Origin of the sequence: Sphingomonas sp. (genome assembly GCF_035317925.1) — a bacterium.
Lineage (GTDB): Bacteria > Pseudomonadota > Alphaproteobacteria > Sphingomonadales > Sphingomonadaceae > Sphingomonas_I.
Genome location: NZ_DATHFV010000171.1, coordinates 14430 through 40134 on the forward strand (window position 1 = coordinate 14430; position 25705 = coordinate 40134).

The window sequence follows — 25705 nt, forward strand, 5'->3', positions numbered from 1 at the left end:
TCCTCCCGAGGGAGTCGCCGGAATCAGTTGGACAGCTTTACGCTAATTGTCCAACCAACCCGCGTCAAGGGACCGATTACATGATATGGTACCGCTATCTTATGCCAAAGCTGTTGGACAGATATTTTCAAATTGGTATAACAGCTTCCGCGATAATGAGACCGGGCTGGCCGCTTTGCCCGGCTTGGGCTATGCCCTTTCGCTGGGAGAGGGGGGCCAATATTGGCCACGAATATGCTGGCGAATGAAGGCAGACTGGCGGATCGCGCCTATGCCGGAATTGTCGAGATCATAAACCGCGACGGGCTTCAGGTGGGCGACCGCCTGCCCTCCGAGGCGCGCCTGGCCGAGATTTTCGGCATGTCGCGCACGATCGTGCGCGAAGCGCTCGTGCGTCTCGCCTCCGACGGCATCACCGCGGCGCGGCGTGGGGCCGGCTCCTATGTGAAGAGCCGCCCGTCCGAACGGCTCGGCGCGCATGTGCCGATGGCGGAATTGTCGGCCACGCTTGGTACCTATGAGGTCCGTTTCGTGGTCGAGGCCGAAGCGGCGCGGCTGGCGGCGCAGCGGCGTTCGCCCGAACAGATGGCCGAGATCGCGCAGGCGCTGGTCGATCTGCGCAACGCTTTGCTGTCCTCCGCGCCGGCGCATGTCGAGGATTGGGCGCTGCACCGCGCGATCGTGAAGGCCACCGCCAATCCCGCCTTCGTCGCCTCGTTCGATCTGCTCCATGACGAGGTGGAGCATATATTGCGCGCGGGCGTCGACATTTCGCGTTCCCGGCCGCCCGAAGCCATTCAGGCGATGATGCGCGAGCATGAGATGATCGTCGATGCGATCCGCGCGCAGGATGCGGATGGCGCTTCGCTGGCGATGCGCTGGCATCTGACGCAGGGCCGCAAGCGGCTGATGCCCTAGAGCCTGATCGTTATTGGTGGAAGCGCTGCGCGCTTCCGCCGATGACGTGGATCAGGCTCTATTCAAGGTCTGGGGCCCGCCGGCTCAGGCGATCTTCCGCTCGGCCGCCGCGTCGTTTTCGGCGAGCCAGGCCATCGCCCGATAGGCGAGTTCTTCCGGATCGAGATTGCTGTCGAGCGTCAGCGATCGCTCCGTCTCGTCGGGCTGTTCCAGCGTGGCGAGCTGGCTGTCGAGCAGGCTCGGCGGCATATAATGATGCGGCCGGCTGCTGAGCCTGCGCATCAGTTCGTCCCGCCCGACCTCCAGCAGGATGAACGCGACCGGCGCATCGATCCCCGCGCGGAGGCGGTCGCGGTAGCTGCGGCGAAGCGCCGAGCAGGCGGCGACCGCAAGCCCGCCTTCTTTCACGGCCTTGCCCAGCGCGGCGCCGATCTGGTCGAGCCATGGCCCGCGATCCGCGTCGGTCAGCGGCTCGCCGCCGCGCATTTTCGCGACGTTCGCTTTGGAATGGAAATCGTCCCCTTCGAAGAACGGGCAATCGAGCTTCGCCGCCAGCAAGGATGCCAGCGTCGATTTTCCGCTGCCGCTGACGCCCATGATGACGATCGCCTGGGCGGATTCTCGCTCACCTTGCCGCCGCACCTGAATTCCCTCCCCAACGCGCACCTTCGTGCCGGACGGCCGAACGCGGCCTCGCAGGATGCCGCCATATCCGGTGCCCGACGCACGCTGGCTATTACGACCATGGTCGCGGTCGTTCGGCTTGCCAAGTTCGCTTAGGTTTTAGGCTGGCCGCAAACGGTTCCAACGCATCTCGCGGGCGAAATCGGGTCGAACGAACAACAAAAATGGGAGGTTGTGTGATGGGGTATCAGGCAGAGGGCGCAACATCGTCCGTCCGGTTGCGCGCGATGGTCTCGGCGAGTGCGGGGGCGCTTGTCATGCTCATGCTGGCAACGCCGGCGTTCGCGCAACAGGCCCCCGCCGCCGATCCCACGCCGTCGATCCAGACCGACAGCAGCGCCTCGGCGCCTGCCGCCGAAGTTGTCATCACCGGTTCACGCATTCGCTCCAGCGGCTTCAGTGCGCCGACGCCGACGCAGGTTTTCGGGGCGGCTGATATTGCCCGCAACGCTGAGCCGAACATCTTCACCACCATCACCCAATTGCCGTCGCTGCAGGGCTCGACCGGCGCCACTACCGGCACGTTCAGTACGTCGAGCGGCCAGCAGGGACTGAGCTCCTTCTCGCTGCGCGGTCTCGGCCCGATCCGCACGCTCACCTTGCTCGACGGCCAGCGCGTGGTTGCCGCCAATGTGACGGGCGTGCCCGACATCAGCCTGTTCCCGCAGCTTCTGGTCGAGCGCGTCGACGTGGTGACCGGCGGTGCGTCCGCCTCCTATGGCTCGGATGCCGTGGGCGGCGTGGTCAACTTCATCACCAACAAGAAGTTCGAAGGCTTCAAGGCCAACGTCTCGGGCGGTGCCACCACCTATGGCGACGACAAGCAGTATCTGCTCCAGGCCGCGGCCGGCAAATCCTTCCTCGACGATCGCTTGCACGTCGAAATCAGCGGCGAATATGATCACGAACAGGGCGTGCCCGCGGGCGGCTTCGGCGAAGACGCGCCGGGCAGCCGCGACTGGTATACGACCGCCACCCTGGTCAATCGCGGCGTCCTCAACGACGGTTCGCCGCAATATCTCTACAAGCTGCACGCGCAGGCGTATCAATATGCCAAATATGGCCTGATCAGCGCCGGCCCGCTTCAGGGCACCGCTTTCGACAAGAGCGGCAATCCGTTCCAGTTCCAATATGGCTCGAACGGCGTGCCGGTGAAGAACGCCGCTGGCAACGTCACCAACTGCTATTCGTCGGGCGGTTTCTGCGTCGGTGGCGACCTGTCCGGCAATGTCGGCGTCGGCACCTCGCTCCAGTCGAAGATCGAGCGCATCAATGGCTACAGCCGCGTCGGCTTCGATCTCGATCCCAACAACGAGATCTACACCACGGTCAACATCGCGCGGGTGAAGTCGAGCAACCAGCCCAATCCGGGGGCCGCCACGACCGGCCTGACGATGCAATGCTCCAATCCGTTTCTGCCGGCCTCGGTCGCGACGGCCTGCGCCGCCGCCGGCATCACCAGCTTCACCTACGGCACCAGCAACGCGCTCCTGCCCGAGAACATCAACGTCCACCCGACCCGCACGCAATATCGCGGCGTGATCGGCGCCGACGGCAAGTTCAACCTGGCCGGATCGACCTGGACCTACGACACCTATTACGAACATGGCGAGAATATCACCAACATCGCGGTGCACGATATCCTGCTGAACCCGCATTATCGCGCGGCGATCCAGGCTACCACGGTCAACGGCCAGATCGTCTGCGCCGATGCGACTGCGCGCGCCAATGGCTGCGTTCCGATCAACATCTTCGGCGGTGCGACGCCAAGTGCCGCGGCGCTGGCCTATATCGAACCCGAGCATGGCCCCACCCAGCACACCCGCCAGAAGCAGGACGTCGCCAGCCTCAACTTCTCAGGCGAGCCCTTCTCGCTCTGGGCCGGCCCGGTTTCGGTTGCGTTCGGTGGCGAATATCGCCGTGAATATTACAAGGTGACGGGCGACGTTTACGGCAACGGCACCGTCCTCGGCAGCGCCTATGATACCGATTATCCCGCCGATCCGCTGATCAGCACGGCCGGCAACAATTGGTATGCCGGCAACTACCACAGCGGCAGCGGCAGCTATAACGTCAAGGAAGCCTTCCTCGAGGTGAACGTGCCGTTCCTGAATTCGGACACGCTGGGCAAGGCCAACCTGAACGCGGCCGGCCGCTGGACCAACTACAGCACCGCCGGCACCGTCTATACCTGGAAGATCGGCGGCACCTGGGATACGCCAATCGAAGCGGTTCGGCTGCGCGCCGTCACGTCGCGCGACGTTCGTGCGCCGAACCTTTCGGAGCTGTTCGCGGCACCGGTCACGACGACGTTGCCGAACTTCACCAACCCCTTCAACGGCACTGCGTTGCTGGTACTGCAGAACGTGGTCGGCAACCCGGGCCTCAAGCCGGAAGTCGCGCGCAACACCGAGGCCGGCATCGTCCTTGCCCGCCCGCATTGGCTGCCGGGCCTGAGCCTGTCGTTCGATTATTATGACATCAAGGTGAAGGGCGTCATTTCGAGCCTTTCGGCGCAGCAGCAGGTCAATTTCTGCTTCTCGGGCCTCACCCAATATTGCAGCACGTTCAACTTCGCCCCGGCGCAGGGAACGGCGTTCGTCAATGTCCAGGTGTTCAACCTGGCGTCGATCAAGACGAACGGCTTCGATATCGAGGGCAGCTATCAGTTCAGTCTCGATCCGATCGGCCTGCCCGGCCGCTTCAGCGTCCGCGGCCTTGCCACGCACGTCGCCCACTACATCACCGATCAGGGCATCCCGGGCGCGATCAAGGTCGATAGCGCCGGCCAGAACAGCGGCAACACGCCCAATTGGAAGGTACTCGGGATCGAATCGTGGGATTCGGACAAGTTCAGCCTGAACCTGCAGCAGCGCTGGTTCAGCAGCGGTACGTTCGGTAATCAATACGTGGTCTGCAGTGCCGGCAGCTGCCCGGCGTCGACGAACAATAATCCGACGATCGACTATAACCACATGAAGGGCGCGCTGTATTTCGACCTGGGCGGTTCGTACAATGTCACCAAGCAGCTGACCGCCTATTTCAAGGTCGACAATCTGTTCAACCGCGACCCGACCCCGTCGCCGCAGACCAACACCGGTCTCGACGCCAACCCGGCGCTCTACGATCTGCTGGGCCGCTTCTATCGGGCGGGCCTGCGCTACAACTTCTGAGTTTTCCTCCCCCACCCTTTATGGGGGAACCCTCCCTGCGCCTCCCGGTCCTGCCGGGGGGCGTTTTTTTTGGCGCGGTCTAGCTGGCGAGCAGCTTCGCGATGTGGCGCACCGCCAGTGCATAACCGTGCGGACCGAGACCGGTGATCATGCCGGTCGCCGCCGCCGTCATCAGCGAATTGGCGCGCCACGCCTCGTCACGGGCGTGGATGTTGGAGATATGGACCTCCACGATCGGGCAATCGCACATCTTGAGCGCATCGAGGGTCGCGTAACCGGCATAGGAAAAAGCGGCCGGATTGATCACGATGCCAGCGGCGGCTTTTGTCCGCGCCTCGTGCAGCCAGCCGATCATCTCAGGCTCGGCATTGGTCTGATGGAAGCGCAGCTCAAGCCCGGCCGCGTCCGCTTCGGCGCGACACATTGCTTCGATATCGGCGAGCGTGGTCGTGCCGTAGATTTCCGGCTCGCGCTCGCCCAGCAATTCCAGGTTCGGCCCGTTCAGCACGAACAGCACAGACTTGGTCATTTCATTCCCCTTGGGGACATTTCCTTGCGGTTTTTGCATGCTCTACGCAAGGAGGATGCGGCAACCATGGTTGACGCTTCCTTCGTTGCAGTGCAGCACAAGACTCGATGAACGCCATCCCGCCCGTCGCGCAAAACCCCGATGTCCGCTTTCTCGGACGCCTGCTTGGCGATGTAATCCGCGCTTATGGCGGCGACGCCCTGTTCCGGCGGATCGAATATATCCGGTCGGCCTCGGTCGATCGTGCGCGCGGTTTGGGCGGCGACGTCGATCCGGGGCTCGATGCGCTCGGCCTGGAGGACATGCTCGCGTTCACGCGCGGCTTCATGCTGTTCTCGATGCTCGCCAATCTGGCCGAGGATCGGCAGGGCGTTGCCGCCGAACCGGGCGCCGATCTGGCGGCGGCGGTCGCGAAATTGCGCGGCCAGGGCATCGGTGACGACGCGGTCGCGGCGACGCTCGACAATGGCCTGATCGTACCGGTGCTGACCGCGCATCCAACCGAGGTGCGGCGCAAGTCGATGATCGACCATCGCAACCGCATCGCCGAGCTGATGCATCTGCGCGACACGGGGGCCGAGGAAACGCCCGAGGGCGATCTGGTCGAACAGGCGATCTACCGCCAGATCGCCTTGCTGTGGCAGACGCGGCCGCTGCGGCGCGAACGGCTGTATGTCGCCGACGAAATCGAGACCGCGCTTTCCTATCTGCGGGATATCTTCCTGCCGGTGATGCCCGCGCTCTACGCCCGCTGGGAACGCGTACTCGGCCGGCGGCCCAAGAGCTTCCTGCGTGCCGGATCGTGGATCGGCGGCGATCGCGACGGCAATCCCAACGTCACCGCCGAAACGCTGGAGCTGGCGACGCGCCGCAATGCCGAGGCCGTGCTCGTCCATTATCTGTCGTTGATCCACGCGATCGGCGGCGAATTGTCGATCTCGACCGAATTGATGGCGACCACGCCCGAGGTCGAGGCGCTGGCGGATTATGGCCATGACGATTCGCCGGCGCGTTCGGACGAACCCTATCGCCGCGCGATGACCGGCATCTATGCCCGCGTCGCTGCAACCTATGAACGGATCGCCCACCGCGCGCCGCCGCGGCCCGCCGCGGTCAAGGCTGAGCCCTATGCCGATGCCGCCGCGCTGCGCGCCGATCTGCGCATCCTCGCCAAGTCGTTCGACAAGAGCGGCAGCGGCGCTTTGTCGTCGGGCGGCGCACTGGGGCGGCTGATCCGTGCGGTCGAGACGTTCGGCTTCCATCTCGCCACGCTCGATCTGCGCCAGAATGCGGATGTGCATGAGCGCGTCGTCGCCGAGCTGCTCAAGGTGGCGGGCGTCGAGCCCGACTATCTCGCGCTCGACGAAGACAAGCGCGTCGCCCTGCTGCGCGCCGAACTGGCGACGCTACGGCCGCTTGCCAGCGATTATGTCGTTTACGGCGACGAGACCGTGTCCGAACTGGCGATCGTCCGCGCGGCGGCCGAGGCGCATCGGCTTTACGGCCGTCAGTCGATCACGACCTATATCATCTCCAAGGCAGCGACGGTGTCGGACCTGCTGGAGGTGATGATCCTGCTCAAGGAAGCGGGCCTCTACCGCCCCGGTGCCTTGCCCGAATGCGACATCATGGTCGTGCCTTTGTTCGAGACGATCGAGGATCTCGAACGCGGGCCCGACGTGATGCGTGATTATTTCGGGCTACCGGAAATCGCCACACTGACCCAGGCGCGCGGCTATCAGGAAGTGATGGTCGGCTATTCGGATTCGAACAAGGACGGCGGCTATCTGACCTCGGTCTGGTCGCTCCATCAGGCGAGCCGCGCGCTGAAGCCGGTATTCGATTCCGCGGGCGCGGCGATGCAATTGTTCCACGGCCGCGGCGGCGCGGTCGGGCGCGGCGGCGGATCGGCTTTCGCCGCGATCCGGGCGCAGCCGTCGGGCACGGTCGAAGGGCGCATCCGCATCACCGAACAGGGCGAGGTGATCGCCGCCAAATATGGGACGCGCGACGCGGCCCAGGTCAATTTGGAGGCGATGACGGCGGCGACCTTGCTCGCCAGCCTCGAGCAGAGCGAGGTGCCGGTGGCGGATCGCGCACGTTTCGCCGATGCCATGTCCGACATGTCGGCGGCGGCGTTCAGGAATTATCGCGCCCTGGTCTACGATACGGACGGTTTCCGTACCTTCTTCCGTCAGTTCACGCCGATCGCCGAGATCGCTACGCTCAAGATCGGATCCCGCCCGGCCAGCCGCACCAAGAGCGACAAGATCGAGGATCTGCGGGCGATTCCCTGGGTCTTTTCGTGGGCGCAGGCGCGCGTGATGCTGCCGGGCTGGTACGGCGTCGGTCAGGCGTTCGACGGCTTCGCCGACAAGGCCTTGCTCAAGGACATGGCGCAGGGCTGGCCCTTCTTCCAGGCAACGCTCGCCAATCTGGAGATGGTGCTCGCCAAATCGGATATGGGGCTGGCGAGCCGCTATCTGGCACTGGTCGAGGACCAGGCAGCGGGCGCTGCGATCTTCGATCGGATCCGCACCGGCTGGGAACAGACCTGTGACGGCCTGCTCGACGTCACCCGCCAGGCGCGCCTGCTTGAAAAGACTCCGCAACTCGATGCCTCGGTGCGGCTGCGTTTGCCCTATATCGAGCCACTCAACCTGCTTCAGATCGAACTGATCCGGCGCTGGCGCGGCGGCGAGCAGGATGATCGTGTGCGCGAGGGAATCCAGCTGTCGATCAACGCCATCGCGACGGGCCTCCGCAACAGCGGCTGACGGGCCCGCGCGCCTTTGCTCCAGCGCAAAAATTAAGAAATTCTTAACCAGTCTTCCCCCATAACGCCGCATCGAGCGAAAGGCTGTTCTGGGGTGGGGAAAATAGCATCGCGATTCCGCCGTCCACTGCTTGGGGTGGGGACGGCGAGTCTGTTCATGCTTTCGGCATATGCGAGCCATCTCGCCGCGCTGCAGACCAGCGGGCTGGAAGCCCTGTGGCCGAGCAATGCGATCGTGTTCGCGATCCTTCTGCTCGCCGGCCATAGCCGCAAAGATATTCTCACGATCGCGGGCGGCCAGGCGGCTGGCAGCCTGCTGCTTCACATAATCCGCGCCGATCCGCCCGTGATCATCGGGGTGCTGACCTGCGCCAATGTCACCGAAAGCCTGCTCGCCTTCGTGTTGTTGCGGCGGATCGGCATCAAGGGCGGCCTGATCGACCGCGTCGGCAATTTCTTCGCGCTGGTTCTGGCTGTCGGCGGCGCTGGCCTCGCCTCATCCACGATCGGCGGATTGGGCCTGTGGATCGCCCATGTAATGCCCTTCTGGGAAGGCTGGCACAGCTGGTATGTCTCCGGCGTGCTCAGTTCGCTGATGGTGACACCCACCGTGGTCGTGGCGGTCGACATCGTGCGCGGACGGCGCATGCGCGGCCTGACCGGCTATCGGTTGATCGAGGCCGCGGCTTTGCTCGGCCTTATCGCCGCGGTAACATCCTATGTTTTCCTGATCACGCGGCTTCCGCTGACCTTCACCATCGCGCCGTGCGTGCTGCTCGCGACTTTCCGTTTCCGCGTCGTTGGCGCTGTCGCCGGCATTTCGACCGTCGCCATCATCGCGGCCGCCACCACCGCCGCGGGCCGCGGTCCGATCGCCTTCCTGCTATGGCATCAGCCCGGCGACCAGGTGCTGATGCTGCAATTGTTCATCGCCATTACCCTTCTGTCGGCGCTGCCGGTCGCGGCGATCCTGACCGAGCGCGATCATCAGGCGGAGGAGACGCGTGCCTTCGCCGAGCATTTCAAGTCGGTGGTCGAGAATATCGGCGAGGTCATCTTCCGGATCGATGGCCAGGGGCGCTGGGCCTATCTCAATCCCGCCTGGGAAAGCCTGACCGGTCAGCCGCTCACGGCGAGCCTGGGCCGTTCGTGGCTCGATCTGGTCGAGCCGGTCGAGCGCGTCGAACTGGGTGAGCGCGCCGACGCGGTGCTGCGTGGCGAGGATCGTTCGACCCGCCGGGTCGTACGCCTCCAGACGCCGGACGGCCTGCGCTGGGTGGAATTGTTTATTCAGGGTCTGCGCGATCAGGACGGCCGCATCGCTGGCGCGACCGGCACGCTGCGCGACATCGACGATCGCAAGCGGCTGGAAGAACATGTCATCACCGCCAAGCGCCGTGCCGAACAGCGGGCACGGGAGGCGACCTTGCTCGCCTCGACCGACGAGTTGACCGGTATCGCCAACCGCCGCGCTTTCATGGGTCAGCTCGACCGCGAGATTGCCGGCGCCGCCGAATTCGGCTGGCCGCTGGCGGTGGCGATGTTCGACGTCGACCATTTCAAGGCGGTCAACGACCGTTACGGGCACGCGGTCGGCGATCGCGTGCTGCAATTGATCGCGGCGCGCGCCGCCGCCGTGGTGCGCGGCGGCGATCTGGTCGGGCGGCTCGGCGGCGAGGAATTCGGCATCCTCATGCCCGGCGCCAGCCTGGAAGAAGCCGCGCTCGTTGCCGAACGGCTGCGCGAGGCGATGGAAACCGCGCGCGAGCTCGACGAATCCCTGCCCGGCGTCACGATCAGCATCGGCATCGCGACCCGCGAAACGCAGCGCAGCGCGGCCGAATTGCTCGCCGCGGCGGACGTGGCGCTCTACGCCGCCAAGGGCGAGGGCCGAAATCGCGTCCGTGTCGCGGCCTGATCGCCACGGACAAGAACCTGCGGGCGGGTTTCGCCCAGTCGAGCGCCGCTCGGATGAATATCCCGACTTTCTCTTGGCTTGTGCCCCCGCTAAGACTTGCCTGACGCTTCAGGGGGAATGATTGGTGGCGAGGGACGGCCAGTATCCTCTCCATGCACCGGACGGCGCGCTCCGCACCTTGATCGCGACGCACGACTGGGCCGCGACACCACTCGGGCCGATCGAACATTGGCCGGCGCCGCTCCGCAACGCGGTTTCCCTGCTCCTGTCGGCGGCCGTGCCGATGGTCCTGTTCTGGGGGCCGGAGCTGATCGCCCTCTACAACGATCCCTATGCGCTCGCGATCGGCGACCGCCATCCCGCGGCGCTGGGCGGCCGGGCGCCGGAAAAATGGACGCATATCTGGCCGGAAATCGGGCCGGTGATCACCCGTGTGCGGGAGAGCGGCGTGCCGGAACTGATCCGCGATAGCCTCTTCCCGTTGTGGCGCAAGGGCATCACGCGGATGGCACAGCTCGACATCGCTTATTCCGCGGTGCGCGCCAGCGACGGCGCCGCTGGGGGCGTGCTGTGCATCATCTATGAGACGACCGAACGCGCACAAGCGGTCGACGCCGCCAATGCGGAGCGTGAGCGGCTGGCGCAGATGTTCGAGCAGGCGCCTTCCTTCATGTGCCTGCTGCGCGAGCCGGGCCATATCTATGAATTCGCCAATCATGCTTATCTGGATCTGGTCGGCCATCGCGCGGTGATCGGCGAATCGCTTGCCAGCGCGCTGCCCGAATTGGTGGCGCAGGGCTTCGTCGCCTTGCTCGATCAGGTCGCCGAAACCGGGCAGGCCTATACCCGGCGCAGCGTGCCGATCACGCTCAGCGCGATTCCGGGCGCGGACGATCGCCGCTTCCTCGATCTCATTTTCCAGCCGATCGTGGGCCCGGATGGCGCGGTCACCGGCATCTTCGTCGAGGGCAGCGACGTTTCCGATCGCGCGCGCGTCGAGGCACAGCTCGAACTCAGCGAAAGCACGCTCGGCCTCGCCGCCGAGATGGCGGAGATCGGCACCTGGGACCTCGACCTCGTCTCCAACCGGATCGAATGGTCGGATCACACCCGCGCCATGTTCGGTATCTCGCCCGCCGCGCCGGTTACGCTCGAGGATTTCTACGAAGGCCTGCATCCGGAGGACAGGAAAGCGACGACCGCGGCCTTCCTTGCCGCGCTCGATCCGGATCGGCGCGCGCACTATGACGTCGAATATCGCACGATCGGCAAGGAAGACGGGGTCGTGCGCTGGGTCGCCGCCAAAGGTCGCGGCGTGTTCGAGGGCGGGCGCTGCGTTCGTGCGATCGGTACCGTGCTCGACATCACCCGGCGCAATGCCGCGCAGGAGGAATTGCGCGAAAGCGAAGCCCGTTTCCGCACGCTCGCCGATAGCGCGCCGGCCCTGATCTGGATGTGCGACGAGCAGGGCGCTTTGGTATTCGCCAACCGTTGGCATGAAGAGACGTTCGGCCGGCCGGTAACCGAGCTGATGGGCGAGGGCTGGCAGAATATCATCCATCCCCAGGACCAGGCGGGCTTCACCGCCGATTTCGACCAGGCTTTCAAGGACCGCGCACCCTTCTCCCGCGACGTGCGCGTGGTCGACCGCCACGGCGTCACCCGCTGGCTCCACAGCGAGGCGCGGCCGCGCGAGATCGAGGGGCGGTTCGTCGGCTATGTCGGCTGCGACGTCGATATCACCGAAGTGCATCTCGCGTCCGAAGTGCTGGAACGCGGCATCGACGAGCGGACCCAGGAGCTGGCGGCGACCAACCGTCAGCTTTCGACCCAGATCGAGGAACGCGAGCGGGTCGAGGCGACCCTGCGCCAGATGCAGCGGCTCGAGGCGATCGGCCAGCTCACCTCGGGCGTGGCGCACGATTTCAACAATCTGCTGACCGTCATCCTCGGCAATGTCGATCTGGTCGCGCGGGCCGCGATCGAGGCCAAGATGGACGAGAAGACGCGTCAACGGCTGGGCTATATGCGCACCGCCGCCGAACGCGGTGCGACCCTGACCGCGCAGCTGCTCGCTTTCTCGCGCCGCCAGCGGCTCGAGGCGCGCCCGATCGACCTCAACGACACGGTGATCGGCATGCGCGACCTGCTGCAAAGCTCGATGGGCGGATCGGTCCGGCTGGAAGCGCGGCTACGGCCGGATCTGTGGCCGGCTCTGGTCGATCCGACCCAGATCGAACTGATCATTCTCAACCTCGCAATCAACGCGCGCGACGCGATGGAGGTGGGCGGATCGCTGGTCGTCTCGACCGACAATATCATCCTGGGGGAACCCGAGCGAGCCGAGGAGCCCCCGCCCGGCGACTATGTCCTGATCGCGGTGACCGATTCGGGCAGCGGCATGACCCCGGCGGTGCGGGACCGCGCGTTCGAACCCTTCTTCACGACCAAGCCGGTCGGAAAGGGCTCGGGTCTCGGCCTGCCTCAGGTCTATGGCTTCGCCAAGCAATCGGGCGGCGGCGTCGCGATCGAGACGACATTGGGCGAGGGCACGTCGGTGCGCGTCTATCTGCCGCGCGCGGAGGAACGCCGCCGCACGCCGCGGCCATCCTTGTTCGAGGCCCCGCCCGAGCCATCGAACGACATACGCGGGCGTCGCATCCTGGTGGTCGACGACGATCCGCCGGTGCGCGAGATCACCGCCACCATGCTGCGCACGATGGGCGTGGAGGTGGTCGAGGCGGGGAGCGGCGGCGCGGCGCTGGAAATACTCGGCTGCGGCGATTTCGATCTGGTGGTGGTCGACTTCGCGATGCCCGGCATGAACGGCGCGGAACTGGCGGCGGCGACCGCCAAAAAATGGCCCGATCTGCCGATCCTGTTCGTGACCGGTTTTGCCGATCTCAGCGCCATTTCCTCGGTCAGCGAGGATCGGATCGTGCAGAAGCCGTTCCGCGGCGGCGAATTGCAGCGCAAGATCGGGCGGTTGCTGGCGAGCCGCGCCGACTGATCATTCCTCGTCGGGGTACGGGCCTTTGCCGCCCTCGGCGATGAAGCGGTCGATGCGTGCATCCAGCACCGGCAACGGTACCGATCCCAGTTCGAGCACCGCGTCGTGGAAGGCGCGGATGTTGAACTTGGGGCCGAGCGCCGCCTCCGCCTTCGCGCGGCCCTGCCGGATCGCCATTTCGCCCAGATAATAAGACAAGGCCTGGCCCGGCCAGGAGATGTAACGATCGACCTCGGTCGTAATTTCGTGGTCGGACAAGGCGGTATTGTCGTGGAGGAAGGCGAGCGCCTGATCGCGCGTCCAGCCTTTGTGATGGATCCCGGTATCGACCACGAGCCGCGACGCGCGCCACATCTGGTAGCTCAGCATGCCGAACCGTTCGTAGGGCGTCTGGTAGATGCCCATCTCGTCGCCCAGCCGCTCGCAATAGAGCGCCCAGCCTTCGCCATAGGCTGAGATGTAGATCGACTGGCGGAAAGGCGGCGCGGCCTTGTTTTCGGCGGCGAGCGGAATCTGCATCGCGTGACCGGGCGCGCTTTCGTGCAGCGTCAGCGCCGGCAATTGGTAGAGCGGCCGCGACGGCAGATCATAGGTGTTGACCAGATACTGGCCCGGCCCGCCGCGCCCGGCGGTGTAGAAGGGCGCGATGTCGGCAGGCACCGGCACGATCCCGAACCGGCGGCGCGGCAGGTGGCCGATATAGAGGCCGATGACATTGTCGACCTGCTTGGCGGTCCAGGCGGCGCGGTCGAGCAATTCCTGCGGCGTCTTCGCGTAGAAACGCGGATCGGTGCGCAGATATTTGAGGAAAGCGGGCAGATCGCCGCTGAAGCCGGTCTGCTTCATCACGCCAAGCATCTCGGCATGGATCTTGGCGACTTCGGCCAAGCCGATTTCGTGGATATGGTCGGGGGTCAGATCGACCGTGGCATAGGCCTTGATCTGGGCGGCGTACCACGCCTTGCCGTCGGGCAGCGCCTCGGCGGCGAGGCTGGTGCGCGCGTGCGGGATATAGGTCTCGCGCAGATAAGCGAGCAGCCCCTTGTAGGCGGGCAGATCCTCCTGCGCGATCGCCTTCAGCGCTTCCGCGCGCAATGCCGCCTGCGTCGCCGCCGGAATCGCGCCCGGCATTGCCTTGAACGGCAGATAGAGGAAGCTGTCCTCGGCCGAGCTTGCGTTCGCCACCTGCGCGACCGCTTCGTCGCGGCCGGCGAGCGTCACCTTGGGCGGGGTGAATCCGCGCGCCTCGCCGGCGCGCATATTGGCGATCTGCTCGGCGAAATAAGCCGGGATTTCGTGGAGCTGGTTGAGCCAGTTGCGATAGTCGGTCTCGGCCTTGAAGCTGCCGCGCGCGGTGTAGCCGAGATCGCTCCAGAAGCTGCTGTCCGAATTGGCCGGCATCTCGTAATCGCGCGATTTGAGCGCCGCGATCCGCGTCTCGATATCGAAGCGATAGACCTGATAGTCGACCGCGCTGGCGGGCGAGAGATCGGCCGGCTTGATCGCGTCGAGATCGGCCAGCACCTGCTGCAGATAAGCGAGCCTCTTGGCCTGCGCCGCCGGGCGCACATCCTGCAAATGCGGCGCGATCCGTTCGTCATCCTCGCCGCCGCCGCCATCGGCACGCGCCCAGGCGGTCTCGCGGTCGGTCAGCGTCTTGAAGCGCTGGTCGTTCGCCAAGACCAAGGACGTTGTCGCCAATGCCGGTGTTGCGAGGCAAAACAGAAAAATTGGCAGCAGGCGCATGCGTGTCTCCGGCGATGATTGACTTGAAGCCGGGGACGGCCCCAAGCGCAAGCCATGCGCTTCTTCTCCGACAATGCAGCTCCGGTGCATCCAAAGGTCATGGCCGCAATGCAGGCGGCGGACACGATCGACACCGCTTATGACGGCGACGCGCTCAGCCGCGGGCTGGACGCGCGCTTTTCCGCCTTGTTCGGGCGCGCCGTGACCGTGCTGTGGATCCCGAGCGGAACCGCGGCCAATGCGCTCGCGCTGGCGGCCTTGTGCCCGCCTTATGGCGGCGTGATCTGCCACCGCGATTCGCACATCCAGAATGACGAATGCGGCGCGCCCGAATTCTACACGCACGGCGCCAAATTGATGCTGGGCGAAGGCCCCGGTGCCAAGCTGACCGTGGACGAGGTGACACGTGTCGCGGATGCGATCGCCAACGACGTCCACCGCGTTCAGCCGCATGCGCTATCGATCACCAACGCGACCGAATATGGCTGCGTCTATTCGCCCGCCGAGGTGGCGGCCTTGGGCGCGCTGGCGAAGGCGCGGGGCTGGCGCTTTCACATGGATGGCGCGCGCTTCGCCAATGCGATCGTCAGCCTCGGCTGCACGCCGGCGGAGCTGACCCAGAATGTCGATGTGCTAAGCTTCGGCTTCGTCAAGAATGGCGGGCTTTCGGCCGAGGCTTTGGTCCTCTTCGATCCCGATCTGGTCGATGTGACCGCACGGCGGCGCAAGCGCGCCGGGCATCTGCTGTCCAAGGGCCGCTATCTCGCCGCGCAGATCCACGCCATGCTCGACGACGATCTGTGGCTGAAAACCGCGCGCGCCGCCAACGGCCATGCGCAGACTTTGGCCAAGGCCGCCGAGGGCCGGCTGATCAATCCGGTCCAGGCGAATGAGCTATTCCTCTATATGAGCCCCGACGAAGCGGCTTCGCTGCGCGCGCAGGGTTTCGATTTCTACGATTGGGCGGCGGGCGAAATCCGGCTGGTTACCCATTGGGCGAGCCCGCAGCACGAGGTGGAGGCGCTGGCCCGCGCGATCGCCGCGCTGTGAGTGAGACGCCGCCGCTCGACAAGGCGACGCAGGGCCGGGTGCTGATCCCGTTCGCGATCGTGACGATGATCTGGGGATCGACCTGGCTGGTGATCCACAGCCAGTTCGGCCCGGTCCCGACCGAATGGTCGGTGGCCTATCGCTTTGCGATCGGTGCGCTTTCGATGTTCGTGGTCGTGGTGGCGATGAAGGCGCCGCTCCGGATGAGCGCGCCGACCCATGCGCTTGCCGCCGTCCTCGGCCTCGTCATCTTCGCGATCAATTATAACGCGGTCTACGCATCGGAACTGCACATCACCTCCGGCCTGGTTGCGGTGATCTTCTCGCTGCTGGTGCCGCTCAATGCGGTGCTGGCGCGCATCTTCCTCAAGCAGGGCCTGTCGCGGCCCTTCCTGATGGGGTCGGGCGTGGCGATGCTCGGCGTCGTCCTGCTTTTCATCCACGAATGGCGTGCGATCGGCGGCAGCCCGCACGAGGTGACGCTGGGTATAGGACTCGCGCTGCTCGCCGTGTTCTTCGCCTCGATCGGCAACGTGCTGCAGAGCAGCCCGCGCGCGCGGACAGTGCCGATGGCGACCCTGCTCGCGTGGGGCATGACGTGGGGTTCGCTGGCCGATGCAGCGCTCGCCTGGGCGCGGACCGGGCCGCCCGTGTTCGATCTGCGGCCTTCGTACATTGCCGGCCTGCTTTATCTCGGCATCATCGCCTCGGCGGTAGCTTTTACGCTCTATTTCAACCTGATCCGGCGGATCGGCGCGGCGCGGGGCGGCTATGTCAACGTGCTGATTCCGGTGATCGCGATGGGCTTCTCGACCGTCTTCGAACATTATCACTGGTCGGTCGAAGCCGCGCTGGGCGGATTGCTCGTGCTCGCCGGGCTGGTGCTGGCGATGCGGGCGCGAGGCGACGCGGCGACACCCAAGCGGGGATGATCTGGCCGGCGCTTTCGCCTATCAGCCCCCCATGACTCAGTTCGATCTTTCCGAAGACCAGCGCGCCATCCAGGAGATGGCGCAGCGTTTTACCGCCGATGCGATCACGCCCCACGCCGCCGATTGGGACGAAAAGCATCACTTCCCGCGCGATGTCGTGAAGGCCGCCGCCGAGCTCGGCTTCGGCGCGATCTATGTGTCCGAAGACTCGGGCGGGATCGGGCTCGGCCGGCTCGAATCGGCGCTGATCATGGAGGCGATGGCCTATGGCTGTCCGTCGACCAGCGCGTTCATCTCGATCCACAACATGGCGTCGTGGATGATCGACAGTTTCGGTTCGGCCGAGCTGAAGGCGAAATACCTGCCCGACATGATCACGTGCGACCGGCTCGGCTCCTATTGCCTGACCGAGCCGGGATCGGGATCGGACGCCGCCGCGCTCAAGACCAAGGCGGTCCGCGACGGCGATCATTATGTCGTGTCCGGCTCAAAAGCCTTCATCTCGGGCGGCGGCGTGAACGAGATTTACGTGACGATGGTCCGCACCGGCGAGGACGGGCCCAAGGGCATTTCCTGCCTGGTGATCGAAAAGGACATGCCGGGCGTCTCGTTCGGCGCGAACGAGAAGAAACTGGGCTGGCGCTCGCAGCCGACCGCGCAGGTCAATTTCGACTCCGTGCGCGTGCCGGTCGCCAATCTGGTCGGGGCCGAGGGCGAGGGCTTCAAGATCGCCATGTCGGGGCTGGATGGTGGGCGGCTGAATATCGGCGCCTGTTCGCTCGGCGGCGCGCAGCGCTGCCTCGACGAGGCGATCGCCTACACGCGCGAACGGCGCCAGTTCGGCCAGCGCATCGTCGATTTCCAGGCGACCCAGTTCACGCTCGCCGACATGGAAACCGAGCTGCAGGCGGCGCGCACCCTGCTCTACGCCGCCGCCGCGAAGGTGACGGCGGGCGCGCCCGACAAGACCAAGTTCGCGGCGATGGCCAAAAGGCTCGCGACCGACACCGGCAGCGCGGTGGTCGATCGCGCGCTCCAGCTGCATGGCGGCTACGGCTATCTCCAGGATTATCCGGTCGAGCGCTTCTTCCGCGATCTGCGCGTCCACCGCATCCTCGAAGGCACCAACGAGATCATGCGCGTGATCATAGCGCGTGAGCTGCTGCGCCAATGAGCGACGAAATACTCGCCTTCGTCGAAGGCAAGATCGGACGTCTCAGGCTCAATCGGCCCAAGGCGATCCATGCGCTCAACCTCGGTATGTGCCGCGCGATGATCGACACGCTGGTCGCATGGCGCAGCGATCCCGGGGTCGAACTGGTGTTGCTCGACCATGCCCCCTCGCCGGATGGCGACCCCAAATACTCGCGTGGCTTTTGCGCGGGCGGCGACGTGCGCGCGGTGGCGGAAAGCGGCAAGGGCGATGGCGAAGCGGCACGCGCCTTCTTCTACACCGAATATCAGCTCAACCATCTGCTCTTCACCTACGCCAAGCCGGTGGTGAGCTTTCTCGACGGCATCGTCATGGGCGGCGGGGTCGGCATCGGCCTGCCCGCCAAATATCGCGTCGCGACCGAGCGGACGATGTTCGCGATGCCCGAGGCGACGATCGGCCTGTTCCCCGATGTCGGCGGCGGCTGGTATCTCTCGCGTCTGCCGGGGCGGCTCGGCCAGTATCTGGCGCTGAGCGCCGCGCGACTCGACGGGGCCGACGCCAAGGCGATCGGTCTGGCGACCCATTATATCCCGTCCGATGCGCTGGACGGCGTCAAGGCGGCGATCACCGCCGATCCGCGCGCGGTCGAAGCGATCCTTGATGCGGCCTCGATCGTACCGCCTCAGGCGCCGATCCTGGCCCAGCGGACCGATATCGACCGACTGTTCGCCGCTGAAACACTGGAGGATATCCTCGCCGCACTCGCAGCCGATCCGGGCGAATGGGCGCAGAACGTGCTGGCGGGCCTGCGCACCAAATCGCCGCAGTCCTGCAAGATCGCGCTGCGGCTGCTGCACGATGGTGCGGTACGCTCGAATTTCGGCGACGAAATGCAGGTGGAATATTGCCTCGCGGCCCATGTCTGCCAGCGCCACGACTTCATCGAAGGAGTGCGTGCGTTGCTGATCGACAAGGACAATGCGCCGCGTTGGCAACCGGCGACGCCGGAGGGCGTCACCGAAACCGTGCTCGACACGATCTTCGCGCCGCTGCCGCCGGACGAAGCGTGGGAACCGCTCAGGCTTTGAGGAGAGAGTGATGGATTATGAGACCCTCCTGATCGAGCGCCACGGCGCCGTCACGCTCGTGCGGCTCAATCGCCCGCAGGCGTTGAACGCGCTCAACGGCCAAATTCTGGGCGACCTGATCCAGGCCTTCGCCGCCTACGACGCCGATCCCGACCAGCGCTGCCTGGTTCTGACCGGCAGCGAGAAGGCGTTCGCCGCGGGCGCCGACATCAAGGAGATGCAGGCACAGGGCTTTGCCGACATGTATGGCAGCAACTTCTTCGCCGGCTGGGAGAGGGTCACCGCGACGCGCAAGCCGTGGTTCGCCGCCGTTTCCGGCTTCGCGCTTGGCGGCGGATGCGAGGTGGCGATGATGGCCGACTTCATCCTCGCCGCCGACAGCGCCAGGTTCGGCCAGCCCGAAATCAAGCTCGCGGTCGGCCCGGGCATGGGCGGATCGCAGCGGCTGACGCGCGCGGTCGGCAAGGCCAAGGCGATGGACATGTGTCTCACGGGGCGGATGATGGGCGCGGAGGAAGCCGAGCGTTCCGGGCTGGTGTCGCGGATCGTGCCGGCCGCCAGCCTGATCGAGGAAGCGCTCAAGATCGCGACCGAGATCGCCGCCATGCCGCCGCTCGCCGCGATCGCGGTCAAGGAAATGGTCAATGCCGCGTTCGAGGGCGGGCTCGCGCAGGGCATCACCTTCGAACGCCGCTTGTTCCACGGCCTGTTCGGGACCGAGGACCAGAAGGAAGGCATGGCCGCCTTCGTCGAGAAACGGCCGGGGAACTGGACGGGCCGCTAGAGCCTTTCCCAATCCAAACGGAGAGTATGTCGTGAAGATCGGCTTTATCGGGCTCGGCAATATGGGCGGCGGGATGGCCGCCAATCTCGCGAAGGCGGGACATGAGGTGCACGCCTTCGATCTGTCAGAGGCGGCGCTTGCGCAGGCGGTCGGAAATGGCTGCGTCCAGATGGGCACCGCGCGCGAGGCGGCGGCGGATGTGGCGGCGGTCGTCACGATGCTGCCCGCCGGCGCGCATGTGCGGCAGGTCTACGCCGATTGTGTGATCGGCGCCGCGCCGAGCGATGCGATCCTGATCGATTGTTCGACGATCGACGTCGCTAGCGCCAGGGCGGTGGCGGCCCAGGCTGCGGAGCAGGGCTATCAGATGGTCGACGCGCCGGTCTCGGGCGGGATCGCGGCGGCCAATGGCGGCACGCTCACCTTCATGGTCGGCGGGTCGGACGAAGGCTTCGCCCGGGCCGAACCGATCCTGTCGGCGATGGGCAAGGCGGTGATCCATGCTGGCGCAAGCGGCGCGGGCCAGGCCGCCAAGATCGCCAACAACATGCTGCTCGGCGCGACCATGATCGCGACGTGCGAGGCGTTCCTGCTGGCGAAGAAGCTCGGGCTCGACCTCCAGACCTTTTACGATATCTCGTCCAAAGCCAGCGGCCAAAGCTGGTCGATGACGAGCTATTGTCCGATCCCCGGCGTCGGCCCGGACAGCCCCGCCGACCGCGATTACCAAGGCGGCTTCGCGGCGGCTTTGATGCTCAAGGATCTCAAGCTGGCGATGGGCGCGGCGCACGACGCCAACGCCAGCGTGCCGATGGGGGCTGCCGCCGAGGCGCTCTATCAGGCCTTCGCCAATGGCGGCGGCGGCGGGCTCGATTTCTCCGCGATCATCCGCTTGCTCGATGCGGAGGGCGCGAAGGGCTAGCTGCCGTTGGTCCCCAGGGTCTCGAACTTGCCGTTCGCGAACTGGCCGATCAGCCAGTGAACCGTCTGCCCGGAGGCATATTTGATCGCGTAGGTTTCGACCGGCCCCTTGTCGGTATCCTGCGAGCTGACGAAGCTGATGGTGTCGATCTTGCCGAGCTGGGCAACTCCCGCGCTCATCGCCGGCAATTGCGCTTGGCAGGCCGCCAACAGGCCGGCGCCCATCATATCGGGCGAGCATTTGCCGGCCGCGATGGCGGTCAGCATCTGCCCCAATTGCGCGGAATATTTCCCATCGGCCGCATAGGCTGTACTCGAGGTCAAAGCGGCAAACGCCGCGCCGCCGAAAAGAATGTGGCTCCGCATGGTCATTGTCCCCCGATGGTGTGAGCGAGGGATAACGCCCAGCCGAAAGGTCGGCAATATGCCGCTAACTCAACGCCTTCTGCCGCCGCCGCTGGACTGATGAGCCAAGCCCGATTGCCTCGCGATACTTCGCCACCGTACGCCGCGCGATGTCGAAGCCGCGCGCGTTGAGGATCTCGACCAGCTTGTCGTCGGACAGAATGTCGCTGCCCTCGTCGGCAATCAGTTTGGCGATATGGCTCTTCACCGCCTCTGCCGAGACGCCTTCGCCGTCGGCGCCGGAGACGCCGCTGGTGAAGAAATATTTGAGTTCGAACAGCCCGCGCTCGCACGACAGATATTTGTTCGAGGTAACGCGGCTGACGGTCGATTCGTGCATCCCGATCGCGTCGGCGACGGTGCGCAACGTCAGCGGCTTCAGCTGGGCTACGCCCTGGAGGAAGAAGGCCTCCTGCTGCTTCACGATCTCGGTCGCGACCTTGATGATCGTGCGTGCGCGCTGGTCCAGCGCCTTGATCAGCCAGTTGGCGTTGGCGAGGCAGTCGGCGAGCCACGCCTTGCCGCTCTTGTCCTGCGCGCCGGCCGCCAGTTCGCCATAATAGCGCCGATCGATCAGCAGCCGCGGCAGCGTCGCGTTGTTGAGCTCGATCGCCCAGCCGGCGCGCGTCTTCGCGACGAAGATGTCGGGTGAGACCGGGGCGGCGCGCTCGCCGCCGAACTTGAGGCCCGGCTTGGGATCGTAGCCGCGCAATTCGCGGATCATGTCCGCGAAATCCTCCTCGTCGACCCCGCACATCCGGCGTAGCTGGGGCAGTTGGCCCTTGGCGAGCATTTCGAGATTGTCGAGCATCGTCGCCATGCACGGATCGTAGCGGTCGGCCTCCTTCGCCTGGAGCGCGAGGCATTCGCCGAGATTGCGCGCGCCGACGCCGGTCGGGTCGAACGATTGGACGATAGCGAGCACATGCTCGACCTGCTCGAGGTCGAGATTGAGTGCTTCGGCCAGTTCGGCCAGCGACATTTCGAGATAGCCAGCCTCATCGATCGAATCGATGATCCGGGTTGCGATCGTCAGCGCCTGCCCGTCGAGCACCTCGCCCGCCTGCTTGAGCAGATGATCGGTCAGATTGGGCGCGTCGGCGGCGAGCGCGTCCATGTCGGGCCCGTCTTCGGGCATCGCGCCCGAAAGCCCGTCCATGCCGAGCTGGCCGCCGCTGGTGCTGCCCGCCATGTCGGCGGCGCTGTCGTGGTGGAAGGTCTCGGAATCGTAATCGACGTCGAGCGGGGCGTCGGCCTGCGCGTCGCCCGTCTCGATCAGCCGGTCGGCGGTCAGCGGCTCGGCCTCGCCGGCGTCATCGCCGCCCTCGGAGATCGATTCGTTTTGTTGGGGTTCGCCATCCTCGCCGCCGGCGGCGAGCAGGGGATTCTTCTCCAGTTCCTCGGCGATCACGCCTTCGAGTTCGAGGTTCGACAGCGCCAGCAGCTTGATCGCCTGCTGAAGCTGCGGCGTCATCACCAGCGACTGCGACTGGCGCAGATCGAGGCGGGGCGCGAGGCTCATTCAGGGATCAGAGCGCGAAGCTCTCTCCGAGGTAGAGACGCCGCACGTCCTCGTTGGCGACCAATTCGGCCGGGCTGCCCTGGAACAGCACGCGGCCGTCATAGATGATGCAGGCGCGGTCGACGATGTCGAGCGTCTCGCGGACATTGTGATCGGTGATCAGCACGCCGATGTCGCGCCGCTTCAGATCCTTCACCAGATCGCGAATATCGTTGATCGAGATCGGATCGATGCCCGCGAACGGCTCGTCGAGCAGCATGATCGAGGGCGACGCGGCGAGCGCGCGGGCGATCTCGCAGCGGCGCCGTTCGCCGCCCGACAGCGACATGGCGGACGCATCGCGCAGCCGCTCAAGATGGAATTCGCCGAGCAGGGCATCGAGCCGGGCCTCGCGCGCGGGCTTGTCGGGTTCGGATGTCTCCAGCACCGCCATGATGTTCTGGGCGACGGTCAGCCCGCGGAAGATCGACGTTTCCTGCGGCAGGTAGCCGAGCCCCAGGATCGCGCGGCGATACATCGGCAGCGAGGTCACGTCGTTGCCGTCGAGCAGGATGCGGCCTTCGTCGGGCTTCACCAACCCCATCACCGAATAGAAACAGGTGGTCTTGCCAGCACCATTGGGCCCGAGCAGGCCGACCACTTCGCCGCGCGCGACGTCGAGACTGACATCGTGCAGCACCTGGCGCTTGTCATAGGCCTTGGCGATCGAAACGATCGACAAGCCGCAACCCTCCGCGTTGCGCGAAGTGCAGGTTTCGGGTTCGATGATCGCCGTATCGGTCATGCTCGCTCTTTCAATCGCGGGCTCCGGTTACCGCAAGCTTGGGTCTCGCGAAACGGCAAGTTTCTTGCAATAAGGTGAAATCGCCCTGAATCGGGGATGAATCGCCGCCTTTTGCTATTTGGGCGGGGTCGATCCGTTCACGGGAGGCGTGGTCGCAGCGGCGCGCTTGGGTACGCTGAAGTGGCCGGTGACGCGGCCGCCCGATGCTGCGGTGGTGCCGCCCGCGACCGCATTGCCGTCCACGGTGGCGCGGCCGGTATTCATGTCGATCACCAGCCGGGCGCCGTTCACCACGTTGGTACCGCGCGTCAGTGTCACCCCGCCGATCAATGTGATCAGCTTGCGGTTGAGATCGTAGATGCCGAAACTGCCCTTGGCGCGCTCGGTCGGCGAAACCACGGTGACGCCGCCTGACGCGTCGATGCGCTGGATCTGCGGATCGGCTCCGGGCGTGGTGGCGTGGGTATAGGCGACGGTCATCCGTGCCGCATCCATCGTCATGTCGCCCTGAACGGCATGGACGTTGCCGACCCAGATCGCGCGGTCGGCGCGGTCCTGCACCTCGATATGGTCGGACGAAATGTCGATCGGGGCGTTGCTGTCATGCCCCTTGAGCGCGGAAAAACCCTGCGCCAACGCCGGCGCCGCCAGCAAAAAGATAGCGAGAATGGGCGCGGGCCGGATCATCGCGCGGCTCTGGCCTGACCTTGGACGATATGCAAGCGGGCGTGCCCGTCGAGCCGGACGATATGGCGCTCGAGATCGGCGCTCAGCCGGTCGGCCGAGAAATGACCGAGCGGCATCGTGCCGTCGACCGGCGCGCGGCTGTGCGCCATGCGCTGATCCATGTCGACGAACACGTCGCGGGTGGTGATGTGGTAGCCGTCGGCGCTGTCGAACCGGACCGGGCCGTCGATCGCGATATTCTGATTGTCCATGTCGTAGCGGCCCTGGTCCGCGCGAATCGTGGCTGGCCCGCCGGTCAGCTGGATCTGCGCGTCGAGCTGCTTGAGGTGGACGATCGGGTCGCGCGACGACGCCTGGACGGCGGATGCCGCATTCAGCACGAACGCCTCGCCTTTGGTATTCTCGCCGCGATAGACCGCACGGGTCACGCGCATCCGCTCGCTCGCCACATCGACCCGGTCCTTGGACAGGACGAAGCTGATGTCGCGGCCGACCGTCAGCGGCGCGAGCGCAAGGAAGGCTGTCAGCACGCCCACCGCCATCGGCAGGACGATTCGCAGCGTCGCGATCAGCCGGTCGTGGCTGCTGCCGGTCGCGGCCCAGATACGGCGTTCACGGCGCTGTTGTTCGGCGAGCTGCGACATGCGTTCTAAGCGTCAGATGTGCGCGAAGATGTCGATTTCGGGCCAGCCGGCGAGATCGAGCTCGGCGCGGGCAGGCAGGAAATCGAAACAGGCCTGGGCCAGCGCCATGCGGTTCTCGCGCACCAGCCGCTCGTCCAGGATCGTGCGCATCTGGTGCAGATAGCGCACGTCGGACGCGGCATATTCCTTCTGCGCGTCGCTCAGGTCGTCCGCACCCCAGTCCGACGATTGCTGCTGCTTGGAGATTTCGGTGCCGAGCAGTTCGCGTACCAGCTCCTTTAGGCCGTGGCGGTCGGTGTAGGTGCGGATCAGGCGCGAGGCGGTCTTGGTGCAATAAACCGGCGCCGCCCACACGCCGATATAATGGCGGATCGCGGCGAGATCGAAGCGCGCGAAATGATACAGCTTGAGCCGGTCGGGATCGGCCAGCACGGCGCGCAGATTCGGCGCGGCATAATCGCTGCCGGCAGCGAAGCGGACGAGGTGCTCGTCGCCCCGCCCGTCCGATATCTGGACCAGGCATAGCCGGTCGCGATAGGTGTTCAGCCCCATCGTCTCGGTATCGACCGCAACCGGCCCCGGACCCAGCGCATCGCCGGGCAGATCTTCTTCATGCAGATAGACGCTCATGCAGGGCAGATAGGCGCAGGACGCGGAACGCTCAATGCCGCCGATCATTTCGGCTTTGCAATGCGGCAAAAGCACTCGCGATATGGACGAAATTCCTATAAGAGCCGAAATTGGCTTGGCATGACTTGCTTCGCCGCAAGGTTCGCGCGCGCCCGCCCGGCGTCCGTGGATGGAATGACAGGGGCGAATTCGGGAAGATTTTGACGGCATGAGTTTCGATCGAGGGCGGCGCGGGCAGCGCGGCGGCAAGGACAAGCGCGACGGCTTTGGCGAAGATAGCGGCGGCTTCGGCGGTGGCGATTTCGGCGGCGGCTTCGGCGGCGGTGGTGACCGTTTCGGCGGTGGCGG

21 protein-coding genes are annotated in these 25705 nt (G+C 65.5%); 11 read left to right on the plus strand and 10 right to left on the minus strand.

The genetic code is table 11. The annotated features are described in order from the left end of the window. Positions 1–234: 234 nt before the first annotated feature. Positions 235–918 (plus strand): FadR/GntR family transcriptional regulator, encoded by a 684-nt coding sequence (locus VK533_RS12665; protein WP_324378219.1) that lies wholly within the window; start codon positions 235–237, stop codon positions 916–918. Positions 919–1002: 84 nt separating this feature from the next. Here VK533_RS12665 and VK533_RS12670 read toward each other — a convergent pair whose 3' ends face one another. Continuing rightward, a complete protein-coding gene (locus tag VK533_RS12670) occupies positions 1003–1560 on the minus strand; it encodes a gluconokinase (RefSeq protein WP_414712306.1) in 558 nt (185 codons plus the stop codon). Between the two features lie 299 nt (positions 1561–1859). On the opposite strand from VK533_RS12670, the gene VK533_RS12675 reads away from it, so the two are divergent. Next, positions 1860–4775, plus strand: coding sequence for a TonB-dependent receptor domain-containing protein (locus tag VK533_RS12675; RefSeq protein WP_414712307.1), 2916 nt, complete (start codon positions 1860–1862; stop codon positions 4773–4775). Positions 4776–4854: 79 nt separating this feature from the next. Here VK533_RS12675 and VK533_RS12680 read toward each other — a convergent pair whose 3' ends face one another. Then, a complete protein-coding gene (locus VK533_RS12680; RefSeq protein ID WP_324378186.1) occupies positions 4855–5304 on the minus strand; it encodes a type II 3-dehydroquinate dehydratase in 450 nt (149 codons plus the stop codon). A gap of 107 nt (positions 5305–5411) precedes the next feature. Here VK533_RS12680 and ppc point away from each other — a divergent pair, with 107 nt between their 5' ends. The 3 genes from ppc (at position 5412) to VK533_RS12695 (ending at position 13008) form a co-directional block, all read left to right on the plus strand. After that, positions 5412–8081: a phosphoenolpyruvate carboxylase gene (gene ppc, locus VK533_RS12685; protein ID WP_324378188.1), complete on the plus strand. Its 2670-nt coding sequence runs from the start codon at positions 5412–5414 to the stop codon at positions 8079–8081. A 156-nt stretch (positions 8082–8237) separates the two neighbouring features. Further along, on the plus strand, positions 8238–9998 hold the full coding sequence (locus VK533_RS12690) for a diguanylate cyclase (protein WP_324378190.1): 1761 nt from the start codon (positions 8238–8240) through the stop codon (positions 9996–9998). Positions 9999–10122: 124 nt separating this feature from the next. Further along, positions 10123–13008: a PAS domain S-box protein gene (locus VK533_RS12695; RefSeq protein WP_324378192.1), complete on the plus strand. Its 2886-nt coding sequence runs from the start codon at positions 10123–10125 to the stop codon at positions 13006–13008. Here VK533_RS12695 and VK533_RS12700 read toward each other — a convergent pair whose 3' ends face one another. Further along, the gene (locus VK533_RS12700; protein ID WP_414712308.1) at positions 13009–14754 is read right to left on the minus strand and encodes a DUF885 domain-containing protein; all 1746 of its coding nucleotides are present in this window, start codon (positions 14752–14754) and stop codon (positions 13009–13011) included. A 54-nt stretch (positions 14755–14808) separates the two neighbouring features. On the opposite strand from VK533_RS12700, the gene VK533_RS12705 reads away from it, so the two are divergent. Genes VK533_RS12705 through mmsB form a run of 6 tightly spaced genes read left to right on the plus strand, consistent with a single transcriptional unit; the run spans position 14809 to position 20686 of the window. Continuing rightward, on the plus strand, positions 14809–15804 hold the full coding sequence (locus tag VK533_RS12705) for a threonine aldolase family protein (RefSeq protein WP_324378196.1): 996 nt from the start codon (positions 14809–14811) through the stop codon (positions 15802–15804). Next, a complete protein-coding gene (locus VK533_RS12710; RefSeq protein WP_324378198.1) occupies positions 15801–16736 on the plus strand; it encodes a DMT family transporter in 936 nt (311 codons plus the stop codon). The genes VK533_RS12705 and VK533_RS12710 overlap by 4 nt, the downstream gene beginning before the upstream one ends. Before the next feature lie 31 nt (positions 16737–16767). After that, positions 16768–17910, plus strand: a complete 1143-nt coding sequence (locus tag VK533_RS12715; protein WP_324378200.1) for an acyl-CoA dehydrogenase family protein — start codon at positions 16768–16770, stop codon at positions 17908–17910. After that, positions 17907–18980, plus strand: a complete 1074-nt coding sequence (locus tag VK533_RS12720) for an enoyl-CoA hydratase/isomerase family protein (protein WP_324378202.1) — start codon at positions 17907–17909, stop codon at positions 18978–18980. The genes VK533_RS12715 and VK533_RS12720 overlap by 4 nt, the downstream gene beginning before the upstream one ends. A 10-nt stretch (positions 18981–18990) precedes the next feature. Continuing rightward, complete coding sequence (locus VK533_RS12725; RefSeq protein ID WP_324378204.1) at positions 18991–19764, plus strand: enoyl-CoA hydratase; 774 nt, start codon at positions 18991–18993, stop codon at positions 19762–19764. Positions 19765–19795: 31 nt separating this feature from the next. Continuing rightward, positions 19796–20686 carry a 3-hydroxyisobutyrate dehydrogenase gene (gene mmsB / locus VK533_RS12730; RefSeq protein ID WP_324378206.1) on the plus strand — a complete coding sequence of 297 codons (891 nt, stop codon included), beginning with the start codon at positions 19796–19798 and terminating at the stop codon, positions 20684–20686. On the opposite strand, the gene VK533_RS12735 is transcribed toward mmsB, so the two are convergent. The 7 genes from VK533_RS12735 to VK533_RS12765 all read right to left on the minus strand — a co-directional run. After that, the gene (locus VK533_RS12735) at positions 20683–21051 is read right to left on the minus strand and encodes a hypothetical protein (protein WP_324378208.1); all 369 of its coding nucleotides are present in this window, start codon (positions 21049–21051) and stop codon (positions 20683–20685) included. The two genes, mmsB and VK533_RS12735, sit on opposite strands and share 4 nt — an antisense overlap. A gap of 64 nt (positions 21052–21115) precedes the next feature. Beyond that, a complete protein-coding gene (rpoN, locus tag VK533_RS12740) occupies positions 21116–22612 on the minus strand; it encodes an RNA polymerase factor sigma-54 (RefSeq protein ID WP_324378210.1) in 1497 nt (498 codons plus the stop codon). A 7-nt stretch (positions 22613–22619) separates the two neighbouring features. After that, positions 22620–23396 carry an LPS export ABC transporter ATP-binding protein gene (gene lptB / locus VK533_RS12745; RefSeq protein ID WP_324378213.1) on the minus strand — a complete coding sequence of 259 codons (777 nt, stop codon included), beginning with the start codon at positions 23394–23396 and terminating at the stop codon, positions 22620–22622. A gap of 114 nt (positions 23397–23510) precedes the next feature. Next, entirely contained in the window at positions 23511–24083 is a 573-nt protein-coding gene (locus VK533_RS12750) for an LptA/OstA family protein (RefSeq protein ID WP_324378215.1), read from the minus strand. Continuing rightward, positions 24080–24727: an LPS export ABC transporter periplasmic protein LptC gene (gene lptC, locus VK533_RS12755; protein ID WP_324378217.1), complete on the minus strand. Its 648-nt coding sequence runs from the start codon at positions 24725–24727 to the stop codon at positions 24080–24082. The genes VK533_RS12750 and lptC overlap by 4 nt, the downstream gene beginning before the upstream one ends. 12 nt (positions 24728–24739) lie before the next feature. After that, positions 24740–25357 (minus strand): ribonuclease H-like domain-containing protein, encoded by a 618-nt coding sequence (locus tag VK533_RS12760; RefSeq protein ID WP_324378224.1) that lies wholly within the window; start codon positions 25355–25357, stop codon positions 24740–24742. Between the two features lie 31 nt (positions 25358–25388). Continuing rightward, positions 25389–25705: hypothetical protein (locus VK533_RS12765; RefSeq protein WP_414712309.1), on the minus strand; the 317-nt coding region annotated here is incomplete at its 5' end.